The organism is Mycolicibacterium sp. P4_G11 (assembly GCF_056555145.1).
In genome coordinates this window covers 185,328-209,063 of sequence record NZ_JBFUJW010000010.1, presented here as the reverse complement: position 1 = coordinate 209,063, position 23,736 = coordinate 185,328, and the positions used below count along the sequence as shown (strand labels likewise).

Below are 23,736 nucleotides of genomic sequence, written 5' to 3'. Positions count from 1 at the left end.
TCTGAGTATTTGAGTAGATGAGTTGTCCGCACTTGCCATAGAGGTCGCGCTGCCGCACTTACGAATCGCACCATCCCGGCGCGACGTCGTCGCCGGCCTTGGGGGTTCCGGCACTGCTGCCGCGAGGTCTTGTCAGACCTATGCGGGATGATCTCGCAATGACCGATTCCGGCGACGCAACCGATCTCGATCCCTTCCTTCTGCCGGCCGAGCACGAGCAGAAGTGGAAAGAATGCGTGTACACCGCCAGGTCGTGTGAACTTGTGTTGTCCCGGGTAGTGGACCCGCGGCCGGAGAGCGACTGGGCGAAGGCAGACCTTTTCTATCCGTGGGAGAAAGTCTCGGTCTGGGTCCGGGATTACCTCCGGGCGTCGGCCGAGCACCTGTGCCAGTGGGCCGATATCGTCGCACCGTTTCGGTTTGAGCCAGACGCGATCAACCACGTCAGAATGCGTCCCTACCTATCCCTTGCACGCGCGGCCTTGGAGTCAGCAGCGCATGCACTATGGCTCTCGGAAGTCGACGGTCCACAAGAATGTGTAGCACGGTTTCTCCGGCTGATGCACCACGACTTTGCCTTTCACAAGAAAGCGCTCGAAGCCGCCAACATGGACACCGCCGCTATCGACCAACGAATCACCAACCTCAAGGCGCGGGTCGATGAGCACTCGATACCGGTCACGCTCACCGCCAAGGTTCCTGGCTACGAACGCCTGGTGCGGCTCGCGGCGAAAGCGACTGACCACGACCCCAATCGCTGGGCCTACCTCTGGCAGACGGCATCGGGAGCGGCCCACGGCCAAAACTGGTTCGGCATCGAGACACACAGCCACATGCCAGTAGCTGAATATGAACAAGGGCACTTCCGAACCATCACCATGCCCGATCCGGAATTCATCACCGATACCGTCCGCGCCGCATCCGACAGCCTCCAATGGGGGACGGTGCGGTGGCTACTCATGGGCCGCCACGATCCCGCAGTGATAGGTGCGGCGATGGCAGAGATTTACCAGCGAATGCCAAAGCTCGGCGGGAATTCACGATGACCGACACCCTCGCTGTTGAGCAGTCAGACCGTGGGCCGTTCTGCCTCCCCAGTGAAGCGGATACAGTCACACTGATTGGCTGTCGAATCCGCGATTGGTTTCGGTCATCATGAATGCGACGCAACCTCCCGCCTGCCAGTGGCAATCTTTCGTCTTCTCGTGGTCTGGGATGATCAAGGCGTGACCGATGTCCTCGCCGACCCCGTCAACGCCGCACTCGATGGTCCGCACGTCCGGTTCCGTGAGGTCAGCGGACGAATCCGGCGGTATCACCCGGACGTCTCGGTCTTCTATGGCCACCCGCGCGAACTGACAGACGACGACTACGGTCACGTCGCGCACCTCGCCGGTCCCAGTCGGATCGCAGTGCTTCGCGACCGCGCCACCCCACTGCCCGCGGCGTGGTCCGTCGTCCAGACATTTGGCTTGGTCCAATACGAGGGCAGCGCTGTCGAAACAGCGGCCGAACCGGCAGCGATATCACTCACTGCTGCCGACGTACCCGAGATGTCCGCTCTCGTCGAGCGGACCAAACCGGGACCATTCCTCCCCCGGACCATCGAACTCGGCACCTACCTCGGTATTCGTGATGCCAATGGTTCACTCGTTGCGATGGCCGGCGAGCGGATGCGGCCGACGGGATACACCGAAATCAGCGCCGTGTGCACCGCCCCCGAAGCCCGCGGACAGGGCTTGGCATCCCGCCTGATCCGCGCGGTCGCGCAAGGAATCCGGGATCGCGGCGAAACTCCGTTCCTGCATACGTCCGACGACAACCCAGCTCAAAAGCTGTACACGGACATGGGATTCAAGCTGACGCGTTCGGTCCCGCTCGAGATCGTCCGAATCCCTGACTCAGAGCCGCTGAATGCGTAGCCCCTCATTCGATTCCGATGTCATGGCATCGGAATCGGTGGCGGCGACGGAATAGCAGGAATCGCGGGGATCGCCGGTGGCGCCGGAATGGCGGGCGGTGCCGGGATGGCGGGCGGGGCGGGAATCGCCGGGGGCGCCGGGACCATGGGTCCGCCCGTCTCCGGCGCGGGCGTCTGCGGCGCAGGCGATCCAGTGACCGGCGCTGACGTGTCCACCGTCGGCGTGCCTGACGTCGGAGTGACTGTGGTCGTGGATGTTTCAGTGGTCGACGTCGTCGTTGTGACTGATGTCGTCGTCGGCTTGTCGTTCGAGGCCTTGTCGCCACACGCTGCGAGGCTGGACACGGCCAGCACCACTGCGCCGACGCATACAGTCAGCCGAACTGGGAATTGCGGATTCGGGTTGGTAGGCATGGTGCAATCACTTTCGTCCGGCAGTGTCGTGGCAGCGGATACCCGTTATTCGGCCAGCCCAAACTCTCCGGTCCGCCATGGCGTACATCATGCCTAACCGGCAAAGTTAGAATGGCGAAATCGCGGCGCCGACCAACGTGCCGGGTTGTGGCAGCGAATATCCGTTGCCACTCATCGCCTTGGCACGAGCTGGTGCCCTCTGTCTCCCACGGGCAGACAGTAGGGCGTCAGGGTGTCGGAGCCGGTCAATGCGTCGTCCCGCCGACGCGGATGCGTCAGGATTTCTTCGACGGGATCACGATCACGACGATCAGCGTCAGGATCGAGAAGAACAGCCCCAGAAGTCCCCAGCCCAACGGGTTTCTGCCCTTCGTGCCGGCGATCACCGCGCAGATGATCGCGGCGATGACACTACCGATGGCGACGAAGATTCCTTTGATGCCCCGCAGGATGAATCCGGCTGCCTCGGGCTGACTCTGTAGGGCGATGACCAGTTCGTGAACCATCTCAATTCCTCACACTCAGTGACGCATTGAGTGCATCAGCTGATGCAGCTATTCCCTGCCGTCGGTACTTCGAAACGTCGTCATCGAGTTGACATCCACGGTTTGAGGAGCCGGAAATGCTCGACACCGATTATCTGAACCGCCTTTCGCGGGCGGGATTCGATCCAGCCTTTCCCAATGCCAGCTATCTGTTTCACGACGTCGAGCTCGAATACCTTCGCGCACAATGGGAGTCAGACCCGCTCGGGCAGTGGCGAAACGACGCCGGCTGGGTTTACCAGGACAGCGAATCAACACCCGTCGTGCCATTCTCGATCGCAGCGCCAGTCAGGGACTCGGACTCGTGACGGCCCACTTCCCTGCGCACGGTCCTTTATACGTCCGCCGGGACGGCGGCAGCTTCCTGTGGCAAAACTACGATGACGCTGTCAAAGTTTGCTGACGGAGACGATCGGCGATCATTTTCTGAACGGAACCAAGTTGCACTGGCAATTGGGAGTTCGTAGCCCGGGTGTGGCGGCGCGCCCCTCGTCGTGCCGCCGCACCCCGGGGGGATACGTCCAGCGACGTGCCAATAACCACGTCCGCGATGATCGTCTTGCCCTACAAGCTCACCAAGCGTGATCCCTATACGGGCCGGCTTCTTTGCCGGACGACTCCCCATCGGCCTGTGCGTTGGTTATCACCGCTCCCCTTTCGACCTCGATATATGGGTAGTCGTGATTCAGGACTCGAACCGAACGTCCGACTTGGGTGATCCAGGACACATCGCACATCGACCCAGCCGAGCAAGCGGCAGGCAGACCCGCACGACGGAAACTTCTCGTCACGTCGGACGTGGTCGTTCGCGAGCTGCCACCGACAACCGCCGCCAGGCACCACCTGAAACATGCACGACCGGTTGAAGATTGGGTGCTGGAACCGTAAGCGTGGCGGTCTTGACGAAATGATCAGTTGGCGAGGAGCCGACGGAGGTAGTTCCGTTGGTCGAAGGTCAGCCACTGAAAGCAATTGGCCAGCGCTGACGCCTCGGTGCCGTCGTCGGGCATATTGCGGGGAAAGACCACCCACACCGATTCATCGCCTACTACGCCGATCTCCGCGATGAACCCACCGCCGGCGAGCTGCTCCCCCAGCGCACGCAATCGCCATCCTTGCGCTTGGAGTGCGTTGGCCCACCAGTACGCCACCCGGACCAAACGTGGCGGCTGACAGATCATGCCTGGGATGTGCGCGGAGTTGCGTGCCGCGGAGCGCGAGTGCTTCAGCAGCTGCGAGCCGCGTAACAGCGCCTCCGTGTCCGTGGCGTCGTCCCACTCTCCGCGGTTGTGCTGGGAACAGTCCTGCCGTCCAACGGAATTCATTCAAGTCTCCATATCGTGCAGCGGCGTTCCGTGACGCCGTGAAGCAGCAGAGTGCCCACAGCGCGCGGTCAAACCCGCGGAGACGGCAAGCCGGCAGCCGCCAGACGTGGCACGCGCACAATCGCCGTTACGGCAATGTGAGCAACGGGAAAGCCGACACGAGACACCGCGATACCCGCGGCAGAACACGAAACACTGCATCCCCCTTGAGAAGACCGGCCCCAAGCCCCCCGGCTCTACTGGCACTCAACTGATACCACGAGAATTCCATGAACTTACCGGCGCGTCAACTCTTCACGAACATTTGCTGTCATTGCATTCACAGAAATTTCAGCTAACGTTCGTGCGACGGGCGCGTGCCCGCACACCATCCTGCGGCAGCTTGCCCAGGTGCCGCACCCCCGGGCGGTCATCACCAGGTCACTTCGGCGCCACACACGCACCGGCATCAACTGGCTCATCGTAAGTAACTGCACCGCAATATGATTCAAAGGGGGAATCGCATGGCCAGCAAGAAACGCCGCCAGTATTCAGTGGACGAAGCTTCCTTCGCAGAACGACTCAACCGACTGTTCGCCGCCATCCGGCCGCCCGGACGCGGGCCGTACCGCAGCTTCGAGGTAACCGAAGCCCTCGAGCATCGCGGGTACCGGCTATCGGCCCCATACCTTTCGCAACTCCGCTCCGGTACCCGCACATGCCCGTCCCCGCGCACCGCGGAAATGCTGGCCGAGTTTTTCGGTGTCACAGTCGAGTACTTCGACACCAACACCAGTTATGCGCGTGCGCTCGACGTCGAGCTGGACTGGCTCCAGCTCGGCCATGACGAGAGCGTGCGCGACCTCACCACCGCACTCATGACGCTGAGCCCCACCCTTCGTGAAGAACTCCTCGGGCAGGTCGACAGCTGCCAATTCGATTGCATGCCAACCATTGCCGAACAGATGGCCGAGCTGCCGCCGAGCCCCGTGCGGCAGGCTCTTGCGCCGGCCTAACGTTCGCGGTGACGTGTGAGGCTGGGCAGCAACACGTCGTCGACCAAGGTCCGCACCGTGTCCTCGGTCGGCGGCCGATCGGAGACCAGCGCCCGGAACACCAGGTACCCCGGCAGCAGATCGAAGATCTCCTCATCGATAGCCGCGGAGTCGATTTCGCCGCGTTCGACGGCTGCGGCGAGGACGCCGTCGATGACCAACTTGCGGTGAAAAATGAATTTCTCCTGCATCACCGCCTGCAGGCCGGGGCTGTGTGACATCTCGTTCAGCACAGCCCGCATGGTCCTGGTGTGCTCATGGGCCTGTACGCAGACGGACCGGCCGATCTCCAGGAGGTCTCCACGGAGCGAGCCCGTATGGGGCGGCACGGCGGAACTGCGCGTGCCCTCGATGAAAGCGGCCAGCACCAGATCCGCCTTCGACGGCCAGCGCCGGTACATCGTCGCCTTGCTGGCCTTGGCCCTGGTCGCCACCGCTTCCACGCTCAGCCGGTCGTAGCCGTGCTCCTGCAACAGCTCCAGGGTGATCGCCAGAAGTTCAGCTTCCCGCTCACTCCATGGGCAGCCGACGGTGTCGCACATGTCGTCCGACATCGCCACACCCCTTCCCGGCCTCGCACAGATGGAATATCAGAGTTACACCACGGCGTTGCACTTCGTTGCAGCAATTGAGCGCAGGCTTTTGCCCATATGTCAACCCGGTTGCGATCGCGCGTACGGTACCGTACCGTTCTCCGTTACGGGACGATTTGACGAGATTGCTACGGCGGTTCGTCAACGGGGGCGTCGAAAGGCTGTGGCTTGAGCAAGTTTTCGGTGAGCAGGTTGGCACGCCGGCAATGGATCGCCATCGTGGCGATCGTGGTGGTCGCTCTGGTCGGTTTCAGTGTCGACCGATTGCGCGGCATCTTCGGCTCCGACAACGAGATTTCGCGGCCCGGTTCAGAGGCCCTTGAGAACACCGGCTACGACCCGAAACGGGTGCTGTTCGAGGTGTTCGGTTCGCCCGGCTCCACGGCCACCATCAACTATCTGGATATCAACGCCCAGCCTCAGCGCGTCGAGAACGTCACCCTGCCCTGGTCGCAGGCCCTCACCACCGACGACCCGACGATGTACGCCGACCTCCGAGCGCAGGGCGATGGCAGCACCATCGGCTGCCGCATCACCGTCAACGGCATCGTCAAGGACGAAAGGTCCACGACCCACGTGAACGGATACATCTCGTGCCTGGACAAGACCGCATGAGCGAGCACCGCACCGACTCCGGCGTCCAGGGCGCCCTGCCCGCACGGCTCATCCAGAAGCTCGCACTCCCGATCCTGTTGATCTGGATCGGGATCGCCGCCGTCACCAACACAATTTCACCCCAGCTCGAAATCGTCGGGTGGGAACGTTCCGTCGGGCAGAACGCGGCCGACGCACCGGGCATTCTCGCGATGCGGCACATCGGCGAGGTCTTCCACGAATTCGATTCCGACAGTGCGGCAATGCTCGTGATCGAGGGCGATCAGCCCCTCGGTCCGGAAGCACACAACTACTACGACGGCTTGGTGAAGCGGCTGCAGGCCGACAAAGAGCACGTCGAGCATGTGCAGGACTTCTGGGGTGACCCGCTCACCGCCGGCGGCTCACAGAGCAAGGACGGCAAAGCGGCCCTGACGCAGCTGTATCTGCGCGGTAATCAGGGCGAGGCAATGTCGAACATCTCTGTCGACGCCGTGCGCAAGATCGTCGCCGCTGATCCGCCGCCGCCGGGTATCAGGGCGTACATCACTGGAGCTTCGCCGCTGGTGACCGACAACTTCGAAGTCGGCAGCGCGGGCACCAACGAGGTCACCGGCATCACCTTCTTGGTCATCGGCATCATGCTGCTGTTCGTCTACCGCTCAGTGGTGACGATGCTCATCGTCTTGCTGACCGTCGCCGTCGAACTCGCGGCGGCCCGTGGCGTCGTGGCGCTTCTCGCGCACGCCGGCGTCATCGGACTGTCCACCTACGCGACGAACTTGTTGACCCTGCTCGCGATCGCGGCAGGCACCGACTACGCCATCTTCGTCGTCGGCCGCTACCAGGAGGCGCGCGGCAAGGGAATGGACCGGCTCTCGGCCTACCACGACATGTGGCACGGCACCGTCCACGTCATGGTCGGCTCCGGGTTGACCATCGCCGGCGCCGTCGCGTGCATGAGCTTCGCCCGTCTCCCCTACTTCCAGACGCTCGGAATACCCGCTGCCATCGGCGTTCTCGTCACATTGGCGGCCGCACTGACGCTGGGCCCCGCGGTGTTGTTGATCGCCACCCGCTTCGGACTCATGGAGCCCAAGGTCGCCCAGCGGGCACGGGGCTGGCGCAAGATCGGCACCGCCATCGTGCGCTGGCCGGGACCGATCCTGGTCGTGACCGGCGCGCTCGCACTCATCGGCGTGTTCGCGCTGCCGGGCTTCGAAGTCAGCTATGACAACCGCCCGTACATCCCTGCCAGCGCACCCGGCGTCATCGGTATGGAAGCCGCCGAACGGCACTTCACCGAGGCACGGATCAATCCCGAACTGCTGATGATCGAAACCGATCACGACATGCGCAACCCCGCGGACATGCTGATCCTCGAGCGCGCGGCCAAGTCCGTCCTCCACACACCGGGAATCGCTCTGGTGCAGTCGATTACGCGTCCGCTGGGCACACCGATCACCCACAGCTCCATCCCGTTCCAGATCAGCGCGTCGAGCGCGAGCCAGATCATGAACCTGGGCTACCAGAAAGACCGCGCGAACGACCTGCTCAAGCAGGCCAACGAGATCGACAACACGATCGGCGTGCTCAAGCAACAGCTCTCGCTGCAGAAGCAGAGCGCCGCGGCCACCCATGATCAGGTTCAGGCGTTTCACGACACCGTCGTGACCGTCAACGATCTACGCAACAAACTCGCCGATTTCGACGACCAGTTCCGGCCGTTGCGCAACTACTTCTACTGGGAACCGCACTGCTTCGACATCCCCATGTGCGCGGCGCTGCGGTCGGTGTTCGACTCCTTGGACGGGATCGCCGATCTGTCCGACAAGTTCGGCAACATCACGGCCAGCCTCGACCGGTTGGATGCCCTGCAGCCGCAGCTGGTGGCTCTGATCCCGCCGCAGATCGCCATCCAGGAACGCAATCGTGAACTGACGCTGTCGAATTACGCGACCAACGGTGGCACCAACGCCCAGAGCGATGAGGCGCTCAAGAACGCCACCGCGATGGGTAAGGCGTTCGACGACGCCAAGAACGACGACACGTTCTACCTGCCGCCGGAAGCCTTCGACAACGCTGATTTCAAGCGCGGGCTCAAGCTGTTCCTGTCCCCCGACGGTAAAGCGGCCCGAATGATCGTGACGCACCAGGGCAACCCCGCCAACCCCGAGGCCATCCCGCACATCAACGCCATCAAGGAAGCGGTGTTCGATGCGCTCAAGGCGACGCCGATGTCGGACGCCAAGATCTACGTCGCCGGTATCGGCGCCACCAACAAGGACATTCAAGAGGGCACCAAATACGACCTGTTGATCTCCGCGTTGGCGGCAGTCGCGCTCATCCTGCTGATCATGGTGATCGTGACCCGCAGCATCGTCGCCGCGGCCGTCATCGTCGGTACCGTCGTGCTGTCGTTGGGCGCTTCGATCGGCCTGTCGGTTCTGGTGTGGCAGTACATCTTCGGCATCCATCTGTACTGGGTTGTGGTGCCGTTGGCCATCATCCTGCTGCTGGCCGTCGGCGCGGACTACAACCTCCTGCTGGTGTCCCGGTTCAAGGAGGAGATGCACGCGGGTCTGAACACCGGCATCATCCGGTCGATGGGCGGCACCGGCAGCGTCGTCACGGCAGCCGGTCTGGTGTTCTCGGCCACCATGGCGGCGTTCATCTTCAGCCCTCTGGTGATCCTCGGGCAGATCGGTACGACCATCGGCCTGGGCCTGCTGTTCGACACGTTGGTGGTGCGGTCGTTCATGACGCCGTCGATCGCCGCGCTGCTCGGCAAGTGGTTCTGGTGGCCGCAGATCGTGCGTCAGCGTCCGGTGCCCGCGCCATGGCCGACTCCGGTTCAGGACCACACCGACGATGATCTGGTGGGATCGAACGAACGCTGAGACCGGTGCTCATAACGCCGGGATGAATTCTGCGAGCGCAAGGATCATCGACACCACCAGCGCGAGTCCGATCAACCCGCCCGCGGGAATCATGGCCCCGCACACCATGATCCAGACCGCAAGTCTGGGCCATTCAAATGGCTGGTCGCCCACCACACCACCGAGGCGGGCCCGCAGCAGGTGGTAGGCCGCCCAGACGGCCGCGCCGGCTATGGCCACCGCGATGATCCGCATGCCGACCGGCGTGGCGGCCACAGCGATACCTCCCATGATCGCCGTGGCCGCCACCCGTGCCCACGTCACCGTTCGAAACTGAGCCGTCCGTGTGAGTGGTTGACTGCGATCGGGCTCACCGCGGTACCTCGGCAGCCGCCCATCGATACCCAACAGGCGCCAGATCCATCGCGCCCACACCGTCCGCAGACCGAGGTCTTCCGCAACGCGGCGGACGTCCGCGGCGGATTCGGCCATCATTCGCCGCGAGTGATCGCTGCGCCAGTAGGCGGCTTTGAAGACTTGCCGCGGAATCCGGAACTGCCGGGCGAACGTACGCGGCGGAGTGATCATCTCGCCGATGAGCCATCGCAGATAGATCGGAAACGCCAAGGCGTACAACCCACGACGGAACGATCCGACGGCCGCGATCCGTTGCGCCAGATATTGGCTGGCGAACGCGATGTGCCGAGCTTCTTCCGCGAGGTGAATGGCAGTAACCCTGTTCAGCAGCGCGGGCACCGCTGTGGCGCCACGATGCTGCAGCGTCTGCTGGAAATGCAGAGGCTGCTCCCCGCAGAGCACTCCGATGAACAAGAAGATGTCGGCGTAGCCACCGATGAAGCCCAGGATCGGCCCGAAGAACCGCGAGCCGCGTCGCATTCCAGGAACGTCGGCACCGGTGCGGTTGACGAACTCCTGGAACATCTGGATGTGGTGGCATTCTTCGGTCAGTTCGTGCAGTAGATAGCGGAACACCGCCGAACCGTTCGGCAAGGTGCCGGCGTGGTGAATCACCCCACGGATCAGCATCATTTCGAACTGCAGCGTCACCTTCAGGATGTTCGCGGTCAGCCAGCGACCCATCGCGATGCGCTGCTCGAGGGGCTGCCGCGCATACCAATCGGTCGCGGCGAGCGGGGCGATGTCGGGATCGAGCTGCCACCGCCGATCGTTGTCCCCCACGGCGTTTTCCGGTGCATCCCAGTCGATGTCGACGAAGGGATCGAACCGCCGGCGCGTGCTGGCGCCGGCGAGTGCCGTCGCGATGTCGGCGTTCAGCTCGACCAGACTGTCCGTGGTGGCATGTGGCCTGCGCCACTCTGTGGGGGTGACTGAGGTGAATTCCACGGCCATGAGGTGACCTCCGTTGGTATCGAAGGGAACTGGGTGCCGACGAGCGTGCGGCCAGGCGTTTGCGCGACGGTGTCCGCCGCGTTGCCGCGGCGACGATTCGCCTGGGAAGCGTTGTCCCAGTGCGGGATATGTCGCAGACACTGGTGCGAAACGCCGTAGAAACAGAGGGGTTCCTATACTCGGCGATGCTCGTCTCCAACGAACCGTTGCCACTGCGCGGCTTGGGCCCTCGGACCCGCCTCGGCGGGTTGGACAGCGGCGCGTTGGGTGCAGCCGATGTTGCGGCACAGTCCGTTTCGGCGATGGCGCCGTGCGGCGCCGCGACCGCGATTCCGGTATTGGTTGCTGCGCAAGGCAGTCCGGTCGTCGCGAGCATGGCTATCGCGTTCGCAATCACCCTGGTGGTGTCATGGCTGGTGCGGGGATTCGCCCGGCGCGTGCCCGCCGCTGGTTCCCTCTATACGTGTGCTGCGATCGGTGTCGGGCCGATGTCCGGATTCATCACCGCCGGCGCGCTGTTGCTCGGCTACCTGGGCACCGGGATGTTCGCCGTCACCGAATCCTCGTCGTTCGCATTGCGCTTGGCGTCCGCCGCCGGGATGACGGCACACGGCTCGCTCGTCGCTATCGGCGCGCTCGGATTTGCGGTGGCCAGTGGGCTGGTACTGGTTCGCGGAATCCGGTTGTCAGCGCGGGTCTCGCTGGTGACCGAAGCCGTGGCCGTACTACTCGTGGTGGTGGTTTCGGTATGGCTGCTGTGTCACGGCGACGGACGCCCATTGCTTGATTCCGTGCTGGAACCTGCCCCCGATCTCGGCCGCCTGGCCGGTGGTATCGCTGTGGCGATGACGGCGTTCGTCGGCTTCGAGAGCGCGACAGTGCTGTCGGTCGAGACGCGCGCTCCGCTGCGTACAGTGCCGGCCGCCGTCCGCGGCTCGCTGTTGGTGGGCGGATCCGTTGTGCTGCTTGCGACCCTGGCGCAGGCCGAATCGCTCAGCGGCGCGACGACGCGTTCGTGGTTCGAGACGCTGGCGGCCAGTCCCGGGGGCCGGATGCTGGTACCGGCGGTGTACCTCGCGGCGACTCTGTCATTTTTTGCGTGCGCGCTGGCTTCGACGACTGCGGCGGCACGCGTCTTGTTGTCCCTGGCCCGCGAAGGCGTGCTCCCAGAAGCCCTCGGCCACACCGATCTCCGTAGCAAGGCGCCGACAGTGGGGATTGCGGTGTGCACGGCAGCCGTCTTCGGGCTGCCGTTCGCAGTCAGCGCGGTCGGAGCCGACCCGACAGCGGTGTGTGGAGCATTGGTGGCCGGCGCGGTCGGTGGCTACCTGTTGGCATATGCCGCGCTGGCCGGCGCGATGCCGCTGATGCTGCGCCGCCTGGGCGAGCCCAGTCGCGCGGTCTGGGTACTCGGTCCCGCCTGCGCATTGGTACTCACCGCCGTGGTGACTGGATTCTGGGGACTGACGGTCGCGGGCCCTTCGTGGTCTGGATCGGCGGTGTCGGCGGCCTGGATGCTGCTGTGGGCAGCCCTCGGATACTGGGTACGCAGCCGCCGGCCGGATGCCTTCGCATCGATTGGCGCGCATTCGGGAACCGTGAGGTCCTCGGTCTGGCGCGGATACTTGCGGCGCTCGCCATGACACGGGCGTTGCGTCCGGATGCCGGGTCCCGCTCCGCGCTCGCTGCCCTGGCCATCATCGAAGAGGTAGCGGCCGCGGGACCCGGAATTACGGCGCTGGAAATCACTCATCGGCTGCGGATGTCGCGGTCAGCCGCGTACCGCCTGCTCGGCGTCTTGGTAGAGAGCGAGTACCTCGTCCGCACACCCGATTTGGGTGGATTCGCACTGGGACGCCGGATCGATCGATTGGTCGGCATCCCGTCGACACCCGCGGACCGGGTCCGCGAAGCGGTGGACGCCGTGCGCGCCGAAGCCAGGTTCGGGATACATCTGGTGCTGCATCGGCCCCTGGCCCCCGCTACGCAACCGGCACTGGAGCTGTTCGACATCGATCCAGATTTCCCGCTGTCTGATCCTGAGCGGATTGTCGCCGAACCGGATTGCTCGGCCATCGGACGCATCATCTCCGCAGACGCGCGAGGCGAGCGCCCAGCGTTCGCCACGCAGCGCGGACTGATGGTGCCCGGCCACGGTTGCCTGGCCGTCCCGATCCGCGGTCAGGACTGCAGTCTCATTGCCGTGCTGGCCGCCTCCGCACCGATACACAGGGTGGCGGACTCGGACACATTGGTGTCCTTCCTGACTCCCCACGCTCAGGCGCTGGCAGCGGCATGCACCGCATGCGCGCCGGCCCGCCGTCCGGAATACACGCAGTCGGCCAGCGACAGTCCGCTGACGTAGGAGTTGGCGCAGATTCCGATGGCAGTGCGTCCCGCGGCAAACAGGCCGTCGATCGGTTGTCCCTGCGGAGTTTTCACGGCACCGGACTCTTCATCGACGATGAGGCCACCGAGGGTGAACATGGGGCATGGATTGATCAGGCTGCGTTTGATCGAGATCGCGATGAGTGAGTACGGCCCTTGCTCGATGGGATGGACGAAATCGGCCGGCTTACCCATCGGGTCAGGGTCACCCGACGCCGCGGCCTCGTTGTGCTCAGTGACTGTTTGACGCAGTCCCGCCGGGTCGACACCCGCCTTGGTCGCGACGGCTTCGAGGGTGTCGGCCTCCACGCGGTCGGTCCGTAGCATCGCCTCCATCTGGAGGCGCTGAAACCAAATCGCTTGCTGTGGAAGCTGTTCGCGTGCCTGGTCGAGCAATGCCCGGTCAGTGAGGACCCATCCTCGTCCGTTGTGGTGTTGCACCATCGCATTGCCGATGGCGGCGCCGTAACGGGTTTCGTCGATGAACCGCTGCCCGCGTTCGTCGACGACGAGCCCGCCGAGCATCGCGCTTGGCGGAGTGATGAATCGCCACGCGGACACGTTGTCCAACCGATCAACTGCCGCGCCGACGTCGATGGCCAACTGCATGCCGCTGCCGTCATCGGCACTGGTTCCGAGCTGAAGACCGTCGCGATATGCCGGAGCATGTTGCTCTATCAACTCTCGATTGGCGATATAGCCACCGGCACAAAGGATTACGCCCTTGCGGGCATGGACGTCGACCGTCTGGGCGTATCGGCGCTCCAGGGCCGACAAACGACGCTCCAGCGTCGCGCGCAGCGGCGGATAGTAGATGCCCGGTTTCACTGCCAGCGCCGCGTATGCCGCATAGCGTCGCTTCACCCACGCCGGTGCGTGCGCGAGGGTGCTGGTCCGCACACCCACGACTCGACCGGTGGAATCCGTCAGAAGCGACTCGGCGCGGGTATGGAACATCGTGCGCACCCCGGCACGGCTCGCCGACTCAGCCAGCGGCTGGTAGATCTTCTTGCCTGACGCACCAGGCCCTTTGGCCCGGTGACCACGTTGCACCGGCGGAGTGAGCGCACGGAAGTGCCCGGAGTTCTCGCTGCCCGAGTAGTACAGGTAGTACTTGTTGTTGGGGTACGACGTCTTGTAGGGACACACCGATGCCTCGAACGGCACGCCGTGTTCGGTGAGCCAGTCGATCATCGCGGGACTGCCGTCGACGAACCGCCGCAGTGTTTCCGGCCGTACCGAGTCGCCGACTTCGGCGCGCAGATACGTGTACATCGCGTCAGCGCTGTCGTCGATACCGGCTTCGCGTTGCACCCATGTTCCCCCGCCGGCGTAGATGATCCCGCCCGACACCTGCGTGGCGCCGCCCCCGTTGAATCGGTCGATGGCGAGGACATCTGCCCCCTGAGCTCGCGCTTCCAGCGCGGCGCACACACCGGCAGCTCCGTAGCCGACCACAACCACGTCCGCCGTGACGCCGCTCATGGTGCTCCCTTCCGACAAGCAGTAGTACTCGCAGTTTAGACTCTGAGTACAACATATCAGTTTGGATGTGGATTCCATGGCCTCGGGATTCAGTGGGCCTGCTGCTCGTACACTTCGATTCGTGGTTGAACAATCGGGACGGGCAGTCCCCGCGGCGGTAGCGAGCAAGCTCTATGCCGCAGCCGACCTGATCGCCACCAAGGGCCTGGAAAACACGAAGATCGAAGAGATCGCGGCCGCATCCGGTGTCCCGAAAGCCACGCTTTACTACTACTTCACCGGCAAGGACGACATCCTCGGTTTTCTGCTGCGGGATTCGCTCGGCGACCTAGCCCGCGATGTTGCCGCTGCCGCCGATTCGGCCGGCAGCGGCAAGGACAGACTCGTCGCCGTCATCACCGCGCAGGTCGCGCACACAATGAACCGGCCAGGGACGAGCACGGCGCTGGTAGGCGACCTCGGCCGCGCGATCAGACTTCCCGAGCTCGCCTCGGCCGTCCAACAGGCATTCTACGAACCCATCGCACGAGTGCTCGAGGCCGGCGCCGCGGACGGCACCCTGAAGCGCGTCGCAGAACCGAGCACCGACGCGATCAGCATCTTCGGCGCGGTCATGATGACCGCGCTGTTGCACAACGTCGTCAGCTCGGGAAAGAGCAAACACGACGTTACCGGCGAAGTCATCGACTTCGTCTTGAACGGCGTCGCGCCCGCGGGCTAGCTGCCCCGCTCGGCGGCCGCAGTACGCCGCGGACATCGTGCCGTGGGCGGCGCTCGATACCTACCCCGGGCGTAGGAAGCCCCCGGGCGATCTCCGACCACAGCACGATCCCAGCGGGCCCTTCTCGTTCATAAGCTGTTGAACACGTAGTGCGACAACCTATTTCGCGCACGCGAGCGAGAAGGTCCATGGTGAACACTCCGGCATCGATCCGCGCCCATACCCTGCGAGCAGCGGCGGTCGCCGCAGCAATGAGCACAGCCCTGGCCAGCACTGGGGCTTCGGCGTCCGCTTCGCCAGCCCATCGAATGTTCCTGCTCGCCAACATGCACACGTGCGATTTTCAGCTTGTGACAATGCAATTGGGCCGTCCGGGAGCCAAGCTCTTCGCGGAGATCACCTCTGACGGACACACCGCGGTCGCCCATATCGATATGACCAACGGCGCCGACAACGGGCAGTACGTGGTGCGGGTCATCCCGGCACCGCACGCCGTGCTGGGCTGCATGCCGGGCGACCGCGGCATCACCACGGGTACGCTCGCCGCCGATGCCTTCGGCAGCGGCAGCATCACGCTGCAAGCGCCCATCCCGACCGGTACCACCGGCATGTGGCTGGCAGTGGATCTACCGTCCCCGCATTCGCAGATCCCCCAGGAGTTCTTCAGCAGCAACTACATCGCGCCGGTCTGACCACTACGAATTGGTCCGCGCAATAACGACTTTCATAGTGGGTTCCGCTACTCGACATCGGCGATACTGCACCGTCAGATTCCCGTCCAGGCGCTGGCGATCCGCTTGCCGATGTCGACGACCTTCGCCTGCTGCGCTTCGGGTGCTTCGATCCGGCGGCCAACCTGCTTGGCGATGACGCGTTTGATCTCCGAGTCGACGTCGGCCACGATCCGCAGGAGTTCGCCCCGCAGCGTCTGGGACGTGACGTTGACCGTGATGTCCTTCCGCTCCGGCTTCGGAATATCGATGATCAGCAGCAGTGGCTCGGCAGCACGGGCGGTGGCGATCAACGCGATCTCGCCGGTCACCATGAATCGGGAGCGGTCGACACGCAGGTCGATCAGGAGGTCGATATCGAGCGGGATGCGAACGTCGAACGCAATCATGTCGCCGTCCCGGCGAGTCACCTGGGGCTGTTCGATGCTGACGCGCGCCGTCACCCGAGCGATGCCCGCGGGCCCGGCAGGAAACGGCCCCAATTCGAAGGTATCGCCGGCCATCGTGCCGAAACCGTCGGCAACCCGGTCGGCGGTGACGGCGACCTCGAAGAATTTGCGGCCGAATTCCTCATAGGTCGCAAAGTCGTGCGTGGACATACGCATCAGACTCGCACGTCCGGGCGGTGTGTTTCTCGTGGTTTGCCAAAGCTGCCCGCCGGGAGGTCACTCCCGCACCTTGCAACCTTGCAGCCAGCCCTTGACTTTCCTGCTTGGAAACTGAAGGATCGACTTTCCAAGCGGGAAAGTGAGGACGAAGCCATGGAGCACATCACGCCGGCGGACGCGCGCGCCGCGCTCGACGCAGTGGATCACGCCAGGGCGAAAGTCGTCGACGAAGTAGGTCTCCCCCGGTGGTACTGGTGGCTCCTGGCTGCGGCATGGGTCGTTCTCGGGATCGTCGGCGACCTCGGCCCGCAGTGGCTCGCCGTCGGCGCGACACTGGGGTTCGGGGTCATTCATTCCACGATTGCGTCCCGCCGACTCAGCGGTCGCCGGCGCACCGAACGGCTGCAGGTCAGCGCCGACACCGTCAGCCCTCGGATCCCGATGGTGGTGATCGGCATGCTGTTCGCTCTGGTCGCCATCACGATCGCCACGGGATTCGCACTGGATGCTGACGGCGCCCGACATCCCGGCATCGCAGCTGCAGTGTTTGTCGCTGTCATCGTCGGCCTGGGCGGACCTGAGATCTTGCGGGTTCTCCGCCGCTGGGTCCACGCATGACGGCACCGCGATTCGATGAGCTGATTCACCCGAGCACCCGCCTGTCCCTGGCGGCCACGTTGGCCGCCGCGGATTGGGTCGACTTCGCGTATCTCAAAGACGCTCTGTCGCTATCGGATTCGGCCTTGTCGAAGCAGCTGTCGGTCCTCGAGCACGCCGGTTACGTCACCACCGAACGCCGTTTGGACGGCAGCCGCCATAAGGTGCACGCAAGCTTGACCGAGGCCGGCCGCGCCGCGTTTGACGGCCACGTTGCGGCATTGCGGGCCATCGTCGAAGGTCCGCAACATGCAGGGGTTTCGCGAGGCGCTGCGAAAGCCGGCCGATAGTCCCGACCCTGCGGAGTTAGTCGACGGTGTGCACGATCAAGATGTCGATCTTGGCTTTGCGTGCAACGTCGGCGGGCACCGAACCCAACAGTCGTCCTGCCGTCGAGTTCAGTCCGACATCGCCGACGACGATCAGGTCAGCGGCGACGTCTTGCGCCAACGTGGTGAGCGCCTCGACGGGCGCACCGATCACCGACCGCTCCTCGATGTCCTGGGCGCCCGCACCGCGCGCGAGTTCGCCGGCTTCGTGGAGGATCTCGTAAACGTGCGCATCGCCGTGCACCCGGTAGCCGCCATCACGTCCCAGCGCGTCCTCTGCCCGGCGATCACTTGCTTTCTCCGGTGCGGCCGGCCGTGCCCAACTGCCCTTTTCGACTTCGTGGAAATGAGCCGTCGCGATGACCAGCTTCGCGCCCTGCTGCGCCGCGAACTTGGCGGCATGTTCGACCGCTTTCATCGACGAGTCTGAGCCGTCAGTTCCAACCAGGACTGTCCGGTAGCTGCCCATCGCTGTCTCCTTACGGGGGTGACGTCGTGACGACCTTAGCGCCGACGGATCAGTTGACGTGGGCATTTGGCGTGCATTGCGGGTGTGCTCCCCCAGCGGATCCCCCAATTGGTGGACATCGATCTCCTCCCCCGTATCAGCCGGTCGCCGGACAGACTCGCGGCCCGATGAACGAGACGCTGGAGATATCGCGGAATCGCGACGCCACCCGACTCGTCCCGGAAGGACACCACCATGACCGCCATGGCCCTCGACACCATCGAACCGGAGCCGGTCGACCGCCCGGACACCGAAAGGTCCGCTGCCAAACGGCGCGCGATCATCCGAACGGTCCTCGAGGTGGGAACGCCGTTGGTCGCGTTCTATGGGCTGCGCGCCACCGGACAGTCCGAGTACTTCGCACTCTTGACCGCGACGATCGTCGCCGGCATCCCGGTGGGGTACGGGCTCGTGAAGGCGCGTCAACTCGACCCGTACTCCGGGTACCTCATGTTGATGTTCGGCCTGACCCTGGCGGTCGCGCTGGTGACCACCGACCCCCGGCTGGTGCTGGCCGGACAGACGCTCGTCGGCGGCGCGGCGGCCGCGGTGTTCCTGGCGAGCTGCCTGGTCGGCAAGCCCATGACACAGTTCGTCGCCGCCCGATTCATGCCCGCGGCCACTGAGCACACCCCGACCGTCGCGCTACACGCGTTGCACATCCGGCTCAGTGCGGTGGTCGGCGTCGGTCTGGTGATTCAGGTGGTCATCCTGCTCGGCATCATCTTCACGTTTCCCTTCGACGTCGCGAACGGCTTGGTCAACGTCGTCGGGTCCGTCGTCGTCCTGGCGATCGGTGCGGTGGTGGCACTCATGGTCCGCCGCTTCAAGCAGACGCTGAGCGCCTGAGCTACCGCCGCAACAGACCCTGCGCCGCTTCGACGCAGGGTCTGAGCCGCGCTGCTGGGCCGACGCCGGACAGCGCCAGCGATCGTTGGGGTACTTCCAATCCGATGACGATGTCGTCGGGCAGCGCCGCGAGGATCTCGGACAGCGGAAGTTCACCCTCCCCCGGAACCATCCGTTCGAACATGGCTTCCTCGGCGTAGTTGCCGGCCTGCGGCGCCAGAGTCGTATCGCAGAGCTGGGCGTAGCCGATCTGCTCGGCAGCAACGGTGCAGAGGTCTGCGGCACCGGAACCGGACCGCACCAGGTGCATGGTGTCGATCAGCAGCCGGACATCGGGTCGCGAAATATGTTGGAGCACAGTCAACGCCGTCGGCAGGTCGCCGATGGTCAGGCCCGGCACCGGTTCGATGACCGTCTCGATCTGCCGTTGTGCGGCGAGTTCCGCCAGCGCGCCGATCTGGTCGACGGTGCGCTCAAGGTCCGGGTCCAGGCTGACCACGTTGATCCGGGGCACCCTCAGTTCGGCCATCAGGTCGAGATCCCGGCCGAACGACCGCATGTCGGCGCCAGGCAGCACGAGGAATCCGTCACCCAGCGAGATGCCGACGCCGCGGTGGTCCATGGCCGCGAGCACGTCGGCCCGCAGTCGGCTGTCATCTTGGAGCGAGAACGGCGGGTAGCCCAGCGGCAGCGCGGCGAAATTCTGCACGAAGACCGTGATGAACCGGCACCCGAGATCCGCGGCGACATCGACGAATTCGACCGGGGGCAGACCGAACACGCTGAGCGCCTCGATGCCGAGCAGATCGATGGATGGTGTCACGTGGGCTCCCGCAGCGGCAGGCCGGCGGCCCGGTAGACGGCGTCGATGACCCTCATGTTCTCGACCGCGTCCTGCGGCGTGGTCTTGACCGGTTCACCACGCAACACCGCACCGGCGAACGCGTCCAGTTGATAGCTGTACGACGCGCGCCGCGGAAACCGTTCCACCCGTTTGCCGTTCGCGGAGCGGACCGTGAGCCGGTGGTACAACTGGGGCAGCACCGGGTTGAAGACCCGCAGCTCGCCGGCCTCCCCGACGACCCGCGCGCTCATCTCGACCAGACTCGTCGACCACATGCTGCAGCGCATCCGGCCGGTATGGCCTGCGGGGTAGCGCAATTCGGCGATCATCGCCCGATCAACCTGACCATCGCGGAGTTTCGCCTGCGCCGATACGACCTCGGGGGTGCCGCCGCCGCCGAAGATGCGCGCCATATGGATGGCGTAGCAGCCACCGTCCATCGTCGCGCCACCCGCGAGCGCGTAGTTGTACCGGATGTCGGAGAACTTGGGCAGCGGGAAGCACATCGCCGTCTCGACGTGCTGCAGCTTCCCGAGCTCGCCCGAGGCCACGATTTCCTCGACGCGCAGTGCCAGCGGGTGATAGCGATAGTGGAACGCCTCCATCACCACGCGGTCGGAGGTGGCCGCCCGCTCGGCGATGTCGGCGGCCTCGGCTTCGTTGGCAGTGAACGGCTTTTCGCAGAGCACATGTTTACCGGCGTCGATGGCAGCCCGAATCCACCTGCCGTGCAATCCATTCGGCAGCGGGATGTACACCGCATCCAGGTCGCGATCGGCGATCAGTTCGTCGTAGCTGCCATATGCCGTGTCGATTCCGTGCTTCGTGGCAAAATCGCGCGCTCTCGCCACATCGCGGGCCGCGACGGCAGCCACCGAAACGTCATCGCAGGCCCTGGCCGGTTTGATGAGCGCCATCGGTGCGATGCGGGCCGCACCGACGATGCCGATCCTCACCGGCGGGGTCGTCGCGGTCATCAGCTGCCGCCCAGGAGATCTCGTGACTGCAGCGCCAGCCACAGCTGCGCGATGTCTGCGGTATCGGTCAGCTTGGCTCCGGTCAGTTCTTCCACCTTGTGAATGCGGTAGAGCACCGTCTGCCGGTGCACGTTCATGGCCTCGGCCGTGCGCTGCCACGACCGTTGATTGGCCAGAAACGCTTCCAAGGTTTCGACGAGGCCCGTCCGGTGCTGGGCATCGTGTTCGATGAGCGGCCCCAACCACCGTTCCACCATGGCCTGGGCATCGTCGACACCACCGACGCCCAGCCACGATGTGGCACTGCCGTACCGAACCAGTTGCTCGTCCGTCCGTTGCGCGGTGCCCAGCGCCCACGTCGCTTCCCGTGCCGATTCCCCTGAGCGGGACACCGACTGCAGCGCCCGGCTGGCGCCGACCCTGGCACTCGGCCCGAGCGATCCGACGATCGCCTCGACGGCATCATCGGCAACCGGAACGACCGCGTGGGCGACGCCCGAGCGGAATGCCGTCACATGCGGAATTCGACGGCGCCACAACGCAACATGGAGGTCTCGCAGCCGCCGTTCATCGGCGCAGGTTGCCGAAACGAATACCGCGTGGGCCGGATCGAGTCCCAGGGAAAGCAATTGGCGTCGTCCACCCCGGCGGTCGACGCTGCCGTCCATGAGCTGCGCCGTCAGCTCGGCACCGGAACGACGGGTGTGTTCGAGAGCCAGGTGCGTCTGGGACAACTCGAGGGCCACGACCGTCGCCGCGTGCTGGATGAGCACGCCGTCGAGCGCCACCCCGCCCTCGCGGATGACAGCCAGCACCGCGTTGTCATGGGTGGGCACCTCACCGACAAGAACCTCCACGCCGCCCGGCGTCAGCACCGACCGGGCGCCGGCGACCAACGTGCCCTGCGACGCCGTTCGGACAGTGGCTTTCACGTCCTCGGGTGGGTGCGGTCCATCGGGGTGATACGCCTCGGCAGTCACGCGGTCGCAGACGAAGACCGGGCACCGCAGCTCCTTGGTGAGGGCATCGGCGGTACGGGACCGAGCCACATCGCCACCGGTGGTGCGACGGAGCGCGTCGTAGATTCGCGCCGTGCGCATCAGGCGCTGGGATTGTTCGAGCAGCGTGGCCTCAGCGATGGCGCGTGAGATCGCCACGAACGGCATGGGATACCGGATCCAGAGCACCGGCAGTCCGAGGCGTTCACTCGCCTGGGTGAATCGTTGAGTGAGCTTCGGGCAGTACATCTGTTCGCCGATGGCCAACCCGCTGGCGCCGATCCGATGGAGCTCGTCGAGCAGATGCTCCTGGCCGTCGGCATCGGCGGGAAACGACATCCCGTTGGTCATCAACAGCTCACCGCCACTGACCCATTGCCAGGGCTCGGGCAGGTCCGACGTGTGCGTCCAGGTCACCTGGCGGTCCAAACCAGCCTTGCCCGAGTGCAGTCGCAACTGCAGGTGCGGCATGTCCAGCAATTCGCGAACGGTGATGCTCACCGATCAACCGTATCTTGCGACACGATCACCGAACGCGATTGCGGACAACTGGGTTATGGCGCGACCTCGGCAGCGACCGCAGTCTGCACCTGACCGGCCGACCGGACCTGCCACAGCTTGATCAGGCCGAAGTAGATGAAGAACGTGCCGATGGTGCCGACGATCCACGCCGTGTCGATACCGCCGATCTCGTTCGCCACGGCACCGGTGTAGAAAGCCGTTGACATGAAAGGAATTTGGATGACGAAGCCGAGGAAGTAGCTGAGCACGGCCGGGACGTTGAAGGCGCCGTAGCCACTCTTGGGGTCGCTGAACGAGGCGGCGTCGTAATGCCCCTTCTTGATGACGTAGTAATCGATCAGGTTGACGATGCTCCACGGGATCAGCAGGTAGATCAGGATGCTGATGAAGTTGGAGTACTGCACGAGGAAGTCGTCGGAGAAGCCGATCGCGGCGACGAAAACCACCGCCGCGATCACGGTCGCCACGATGTTCCGGGCCGAGGACTTCGGCGACCACTTCAGCTTGAAGGCCTGGATGCAGGTCAGCGTGCACAGCGACGATCCGTACATGTTGATGACGCCGGCGTCGATCGCCCCGAAGAAGAACACGAGCATCACGAAGACGAACAGTGGCGCGGGCATGATGCGCGACAGGCTGGCCAGTGAGGCGTCCGAGCCCAGGCCGGCGACCAGGAGCGCACCGACGATCATCGCGCCGACGGCGCCGAGGAGCGTGCCGAAGTACGTGTACCAGAAGGCGGATCGGGGGGTGGTGGAGCTCGGCAGGTAGCGCGAGTAGTCCGAGACATACGGCGCGTACGACAGCTGCCAGATGCCGGCGACCGATGCCATACCAAGGAAGCCGATCCAGTTGAATGAGCCACTGCCGCCGCCACCGGTGCCGCCATGCGCGGCAGCGACTGCGGTGTAGCCGAGGGTGAGCACCAGCGCGAGGCCGGACAGCCAGACCATCACCCGGTTCATCCGGAGGATGAGCTGGTAACCCACGACCACGGTGACCAAGGTGGCGAAAGTGCTGAAGGCAAGCGCCACAGTCGTATTCAGCGACGGGAAGACCGCGACCAGCGTCTGCTGTGCCAACACCATCAGGGATACGATCCAGCCGACGTACGCCAGGATGACGACGACGATCACCAGCAGTGAGCCGTACATGCCGAACTGTGCGCGCGCCTGGATCATCTGCGGCACACCGAGACCCGAACCCTGCACCGAGTGCAGCGCCATGAACACCGCGCCCACGAGGCTGCCGAGAATGATGGCGATGACGGTGGATGCGACATCCAGCTTGTAGATCGTCGGCCCGAGCAGACCGGTCACCACCGCGAGCGGGATGATCTGGACGGTAAACCAGAAGGAGAAGAGGTGTCGCACCTTTCCGGTGCGCTGCGATTCCGGCACCGGCTGAATCGTCAGAGTTTCGACCCTCGAGCCACTGTCATGC

The 23,736-nt window shown here is 64.6% G+C and carries 24 protein-coding genes; 13 read left to right on the top strand and 11 right to left on the bottom strand.

Annotated elements, in window-relative coordinates; genetic code table 11:
- Positions 1-158: 158 nt before the first annotated feature.
- Both AC1U2B_RS22120 and AC1U2B_RS22115 read left to right on the top strand, forming a co-directional pair.
- Positions 159-1,046 carry a hypothetical protein gene (locus AC1U2B_RS22120; RefSeq protein ID WP_480218468.1) on the top strand — a complete coding sequence of 296 codons (888 nt, stop codon included), beginning with the start codon at positions 159-161 and terminating at the stop codon, positions 1,044-1,046.
- Between the two features lie 180 nt (positions 1,047-1,226).
- On the top strand, positions 1,227-1,922 hold the full coding sequence (locus AC1U2B_RS22115) for a GNAT family N-acetyltransferase (RefSeq protein ID WP_480218467.1): 696 nt from the start codon (positions 1,227-1,229) through the stop codon (positions 1,920-1,922).
- Between the two features lie 688 nt (positions 1,923-2,610).
- Here the strand turns inward: AC1U2B_RS22115 and AC1U2B_RS22110 are convergent.
- Positions 2,611-2,841, bottom strand: coding sequence for a hypothetical protein (locus AC1U2B_RS22110; RefSeq protein WP_043396208.1), 231 nt, complete (start codon positions 2,839-2,841; stop codon positions 2,611-2,613).
- A gap of 116 nt (positions 2,842-2,957) precedes the next feature.
- Between AC1U2B_RS22110 and AC1U2B_RS22105 the strand changes: the two genes are divergently transcribed.
- Entirely contained in the window at positions 2,958-3,188 is a 231-nt protein-coding gene (locus AC1U2B_RS22105; RefSeq protein WP_480218466.1) for an MBL fold metallo-hydrolase, read from the top strand.
- A 603-nt stretch (positions 3,189-3,791) separates the two neighbouring features.
- On the opposite strand, the gene AC1U2B_RS22100 is transcribed toward AC1U2B_RS22105, so the two are convergent.
- A complete protein-coding gene (locus tag AC1U2B_RS22100) occupies positions 3,792-4,205 on the bottom strand; it encodes a hypothetical protein (protein WP_480218465.1) in 414 nt (137 codons plus the stop codon).
- Positions 4,206-4,708: 503 nt separating this feature from the next.
- Here AC1U2B_RS22100 and AC1U2B_RS22095 point away from each other — a divergent pair.
- Positions 4,709-5,200 (top strand): helix-turn-helix domain-containing protein, encoded by a 492-nt coding sequence (locus AC1U2B_RS22095; protein WP_480218464.1) that lies wholly within the window; start codon positions 4,709-4,711, stop codon positions 5,198-5,200.
- Here AC1U2B_RS22095 and AC1U2B_RS22090 read toward each other — a convergent pair.
- On the bottom strand, positions 5,197-5,793 hold the full coding sequence (locus AC1U2B_RS22090; RefSeq protein WP_043396503.1) for a TetR/AcrR family transcriptional regulator: 597 nt from the start codon (positions 5,791-5,793) through the stop codon (positions 5,197-5,199). The two genes, AC1U2B_RS22095 and AC1U2B_RS22090, sit on opposite strands and share 4 nt — an antisense overlap.
- Positions 5,794-6,015: 222 nt before the next feature.
- On the opposite strand from AC1U2B_RS22090, the gene AC1U2B_RS22085 reads away from it, so the two are divergent.
- Together AC1U2B_RS22085 and AC1U2B_RS22080 are read left to right on the top strand one after the other, a co-directional pair.
- A complete protein-coding gene (locus tag AC1U2B_RS22085) occupies positions 6,016-6,447 on the top strand; it encodes an MmpS family transport accessory protein (protein ID WP_480218463.1) in 432 nt (143 codons plus the stop codon).
- Positions 6,444-9,326: an MMPL/RND family transporter gene (locus tag AC1U2B_RS22080; protein ID WP_480218462.1), complete on the top strand. Its 2,883-nt coding sequence runs from the start codon at positions 6,444-6,446 to the stop codon at positions 9,324-9,326. Before AC1U2B_RS22085 ends, AC1U2B_RS22080 begins: the two co-directional genes overlap by 4 nt.
- 9 nt (positions 9,327-9,335) lie before the next feature.
- On the opposite strand, the gene AC1U2B_RS22075 is transcribed toward AC1U2B_RS22080, so the two are convergent.
- Positions 9,336-10,676: an AurF N-oxygenase family protein gene (locus tag AC1U2B_RS22075; RefSeq protein ID WP_480218461.1), complete on the bottom strand. Its 1,341-nt coding sequence runs from the start codon at positions 10,674-10,676 to the stop codon at positions 9,336-9,338.
- A 185-nt stretch (positions 10,677-10,861) separates the two neighbouring features.
- Here AC1U2B_RS22075 and AC1U2B_RS22070 point away from each other — a divergent pair, with 185 nt between their 5' ends.
- Both AC1U2B_RS22070 and AC1U2B_RS22065 read left to right on the top strand, forming a co-directional pair.
- Positions 10,862-12,319 carry an APC family permease gene (locus AC1U2B_RS22070; protein ID WP_480218460.1) on the top strand — a complete coding sequence of 486 codons (1,458 nt, stop codon included), beginning with the start codon at positions 10,862-10,864 and terminating at the stop codon, positions 12,317-12,319.
- Positions 12,316-13,041, top strand: coding sequence for a helix-turn-helix domain-containing protein (locus tag AC1U2B_RS22065; protein WP_480218459.1), 726 nt, complete (start codon positions 12,316-12,318; stop codon positions 13,039-13,041). The genes AC1U2B_RS22070 and AC1U2B_RS22065 overlap by 4 nt, the downstream gene beginning before the upstream one ends.
- Here the strand turns inward: AC1U2B_RS22065 and AC1U2B_RS22060 are convergent.
- The gene (locus AC1U2B_RS22060) at positions 12,954-14,549 is read right to left on the bottom strand and encodes an FAD-binding protein (protein WP_480218458.1); all 1,596 of its coding nucleotides are present in this window, start codon (positions 14,547-14,549) and stop codon (positions 12,954-12,956) included. The genes AC1U2B_RS22065 and AC1U2B_RS22060 overlap by 88 nt on opposite strands.
- Positions 14,550-14,670: 121 nt before the next feature.
- Between AC1U2B_RS22060 and AC1U2B_RS22055 the strand changes: the two genes are divergently transcribed.
- Positions 14,671-15,270, top strand: coding sequence for a TetR/AcrR family transcriptional regulator (locus AC1U2B_RS22055; RefSeq protein WP_480218457.1), 600 nt, complete (start codon positions 14,671-14,673; stop codon positions 15,268-15,270).
- Between the two features lie 356 nt (positions 15,271-15,626).
- Entirely contained in the window at positions 15,627-15,962 is a 336-nt protein-coding gene (locus AC1U2B_RS22050) for a hypothetical protein (protein ID WP_480218599.1), read from the top strand.
- 74 nt (positions 15,963-16,036) lie between these two features.
- Here AC1U2B_RS22050 and AC1U2B_RS22045 read toward each other — a convergent pair whose 3' ends face one another.
- The gene (locus AC1U2B_RS22045) at positions 16,037-16,600 is read right to left on the bottom strand and encodes a hypothetical protein (RefSeq protein ID WP_043396235.1); all 564 of its coding nucleotides are present in this window, start codon (positions 16,598-16,600) and stop codon (positions 16,037-16,039) included.
- A gap of 162 nt (positions 16,601-16,762) precedes the next feature.
- On the opposite strand from AC1U2B_RS22045, the gene AC1U2B_RS22040 reads away from it, so the two are divergent.
- Positions 16,763-17,227 carry a hypothetical protein gene (locus AC1U2B_RS22040; RefSeq protein WP_480218456.1) on the top strand — a complete coding sequence of 155 codons (465 nt, stop codon included), beginning with the start codon at positions 16,763-16,765 and terminating at the stop codon, positions 17,225-17,227.
- Entirely contained in the window at positions 17,224-17,556 is a 333-nt protein-coding gene (locus AC1U2B_RS22035) for a transcriptional regulator (protein WP_480218455.1), read from the top strand. Before AC1U2B_RS22040 ends, AC1U2B_RS22035 begins: the two co-directional genes overlap by 4 nt.
- A gap of 16 nt (positions 17,557-17,572) precedes the next feature.
- Here the strand turns inward: AC1U2B_RS22035 and AC1U2B_RS22030 are convergent, their stop codons facing one another.
- Positions 17,573-18,064 carry a universal stress protein gene (locus tag AC1U2B_RS22030; RefSeq protein ID WP_260938694.1) on the bottom strand — a complete coding sequence of 164 codons (492 nt, stop codon included), beginning with the start codon at positions 18,062-18,064 and terminating at the stop codon, positions 17,573-17,575.
- Positions 18,065-18,298: 234 nt separating this feature from the next.
- Between AC1U2B_RS22030 and AC1U2B_RS22025 the strand changes: the two genes are divergently transcribed.
- A complete protein-coding gene (locus AC1U2B_RS22025; RefSeq protein ID WP_480218454.1) occupies positions 18,299-18,952 on the top strand; it encodes a VC0807 family protein in 654 nt (217 codons plus the stop codon).
- 1 nt (position 18,953) lies between these two features.
- Here AC1U2B_RS22025 and AC1U2B_RS22020 read toward each other — a convergent pair whose 3' ends face one another.
- Genes AC1U2B_RS22020 through AC1U2B_RS22005 form a run of 4 tightly spaced genes read right to left on the bottom strand, consistent with a single transcriptional unit; the run spans position 18,954 to position 23,693 of the window.
- The gene (locus AC1U2B_RS22020; protein ID WP_480218453.1) at positions 18,954-19,775 is read right to left on the bottom strand and encodes a sugar phosphate isomerase/epimerase family protein; all 822 of its coding nucleotides are present in this window, start codon (positions 19,773-19,775) and stop codon (positions 18,954-18,956) included.
- The gene (locus tag AC1U2B_RS22015) at positions 19,772-20,773 is read right to left on the bottom strand and encodes a Gfo/Idh/MocA family protein (protein WP_480218452.1); all 1,002 of its coding nucleotides are present in this window, start codon (positions 20,771-20,773) and stop codon (positions 19,772-19,774) included. The genes AC1U2B_RS22020 and AC1U2B_RS22015 overlap by 4 nt, the downstream gene beginning before the upstream one ends.
- The gene (locus tag AC1U2B_RS22010) at positions 20,773-22,272 is read right to left on the bottom strand and encodes a PucR family transcriptional regulator (protein ID WP_480218451.1); all 1,500 of its coding nucleotides are present in this window, start codon (positions 22,270-22,272) and stop codon (positions 20,773-20,775) included. The genes AC1U2B_RS22015 and AC1U2B_RS22010 overlap by 1 nt, the downstream gene beginning before the upstream one ends.
- Positions 22,273-22,325: 53 nt before the next feature.
- The gene (locus AC1U2B_RS22005; protein WP_260938703.1) at positions 22,326-23,693 is read right to left on the bottom strand and encodes a purine-cytosine permease family protein; all 1,368 of its coding nucleotides are present in this window, start codon (positions 23,691-23,693) and stop codon (positions 22,326-22,328) included.
- Positions 23,694-23,736: the final 43 nt, after the last annotated feature.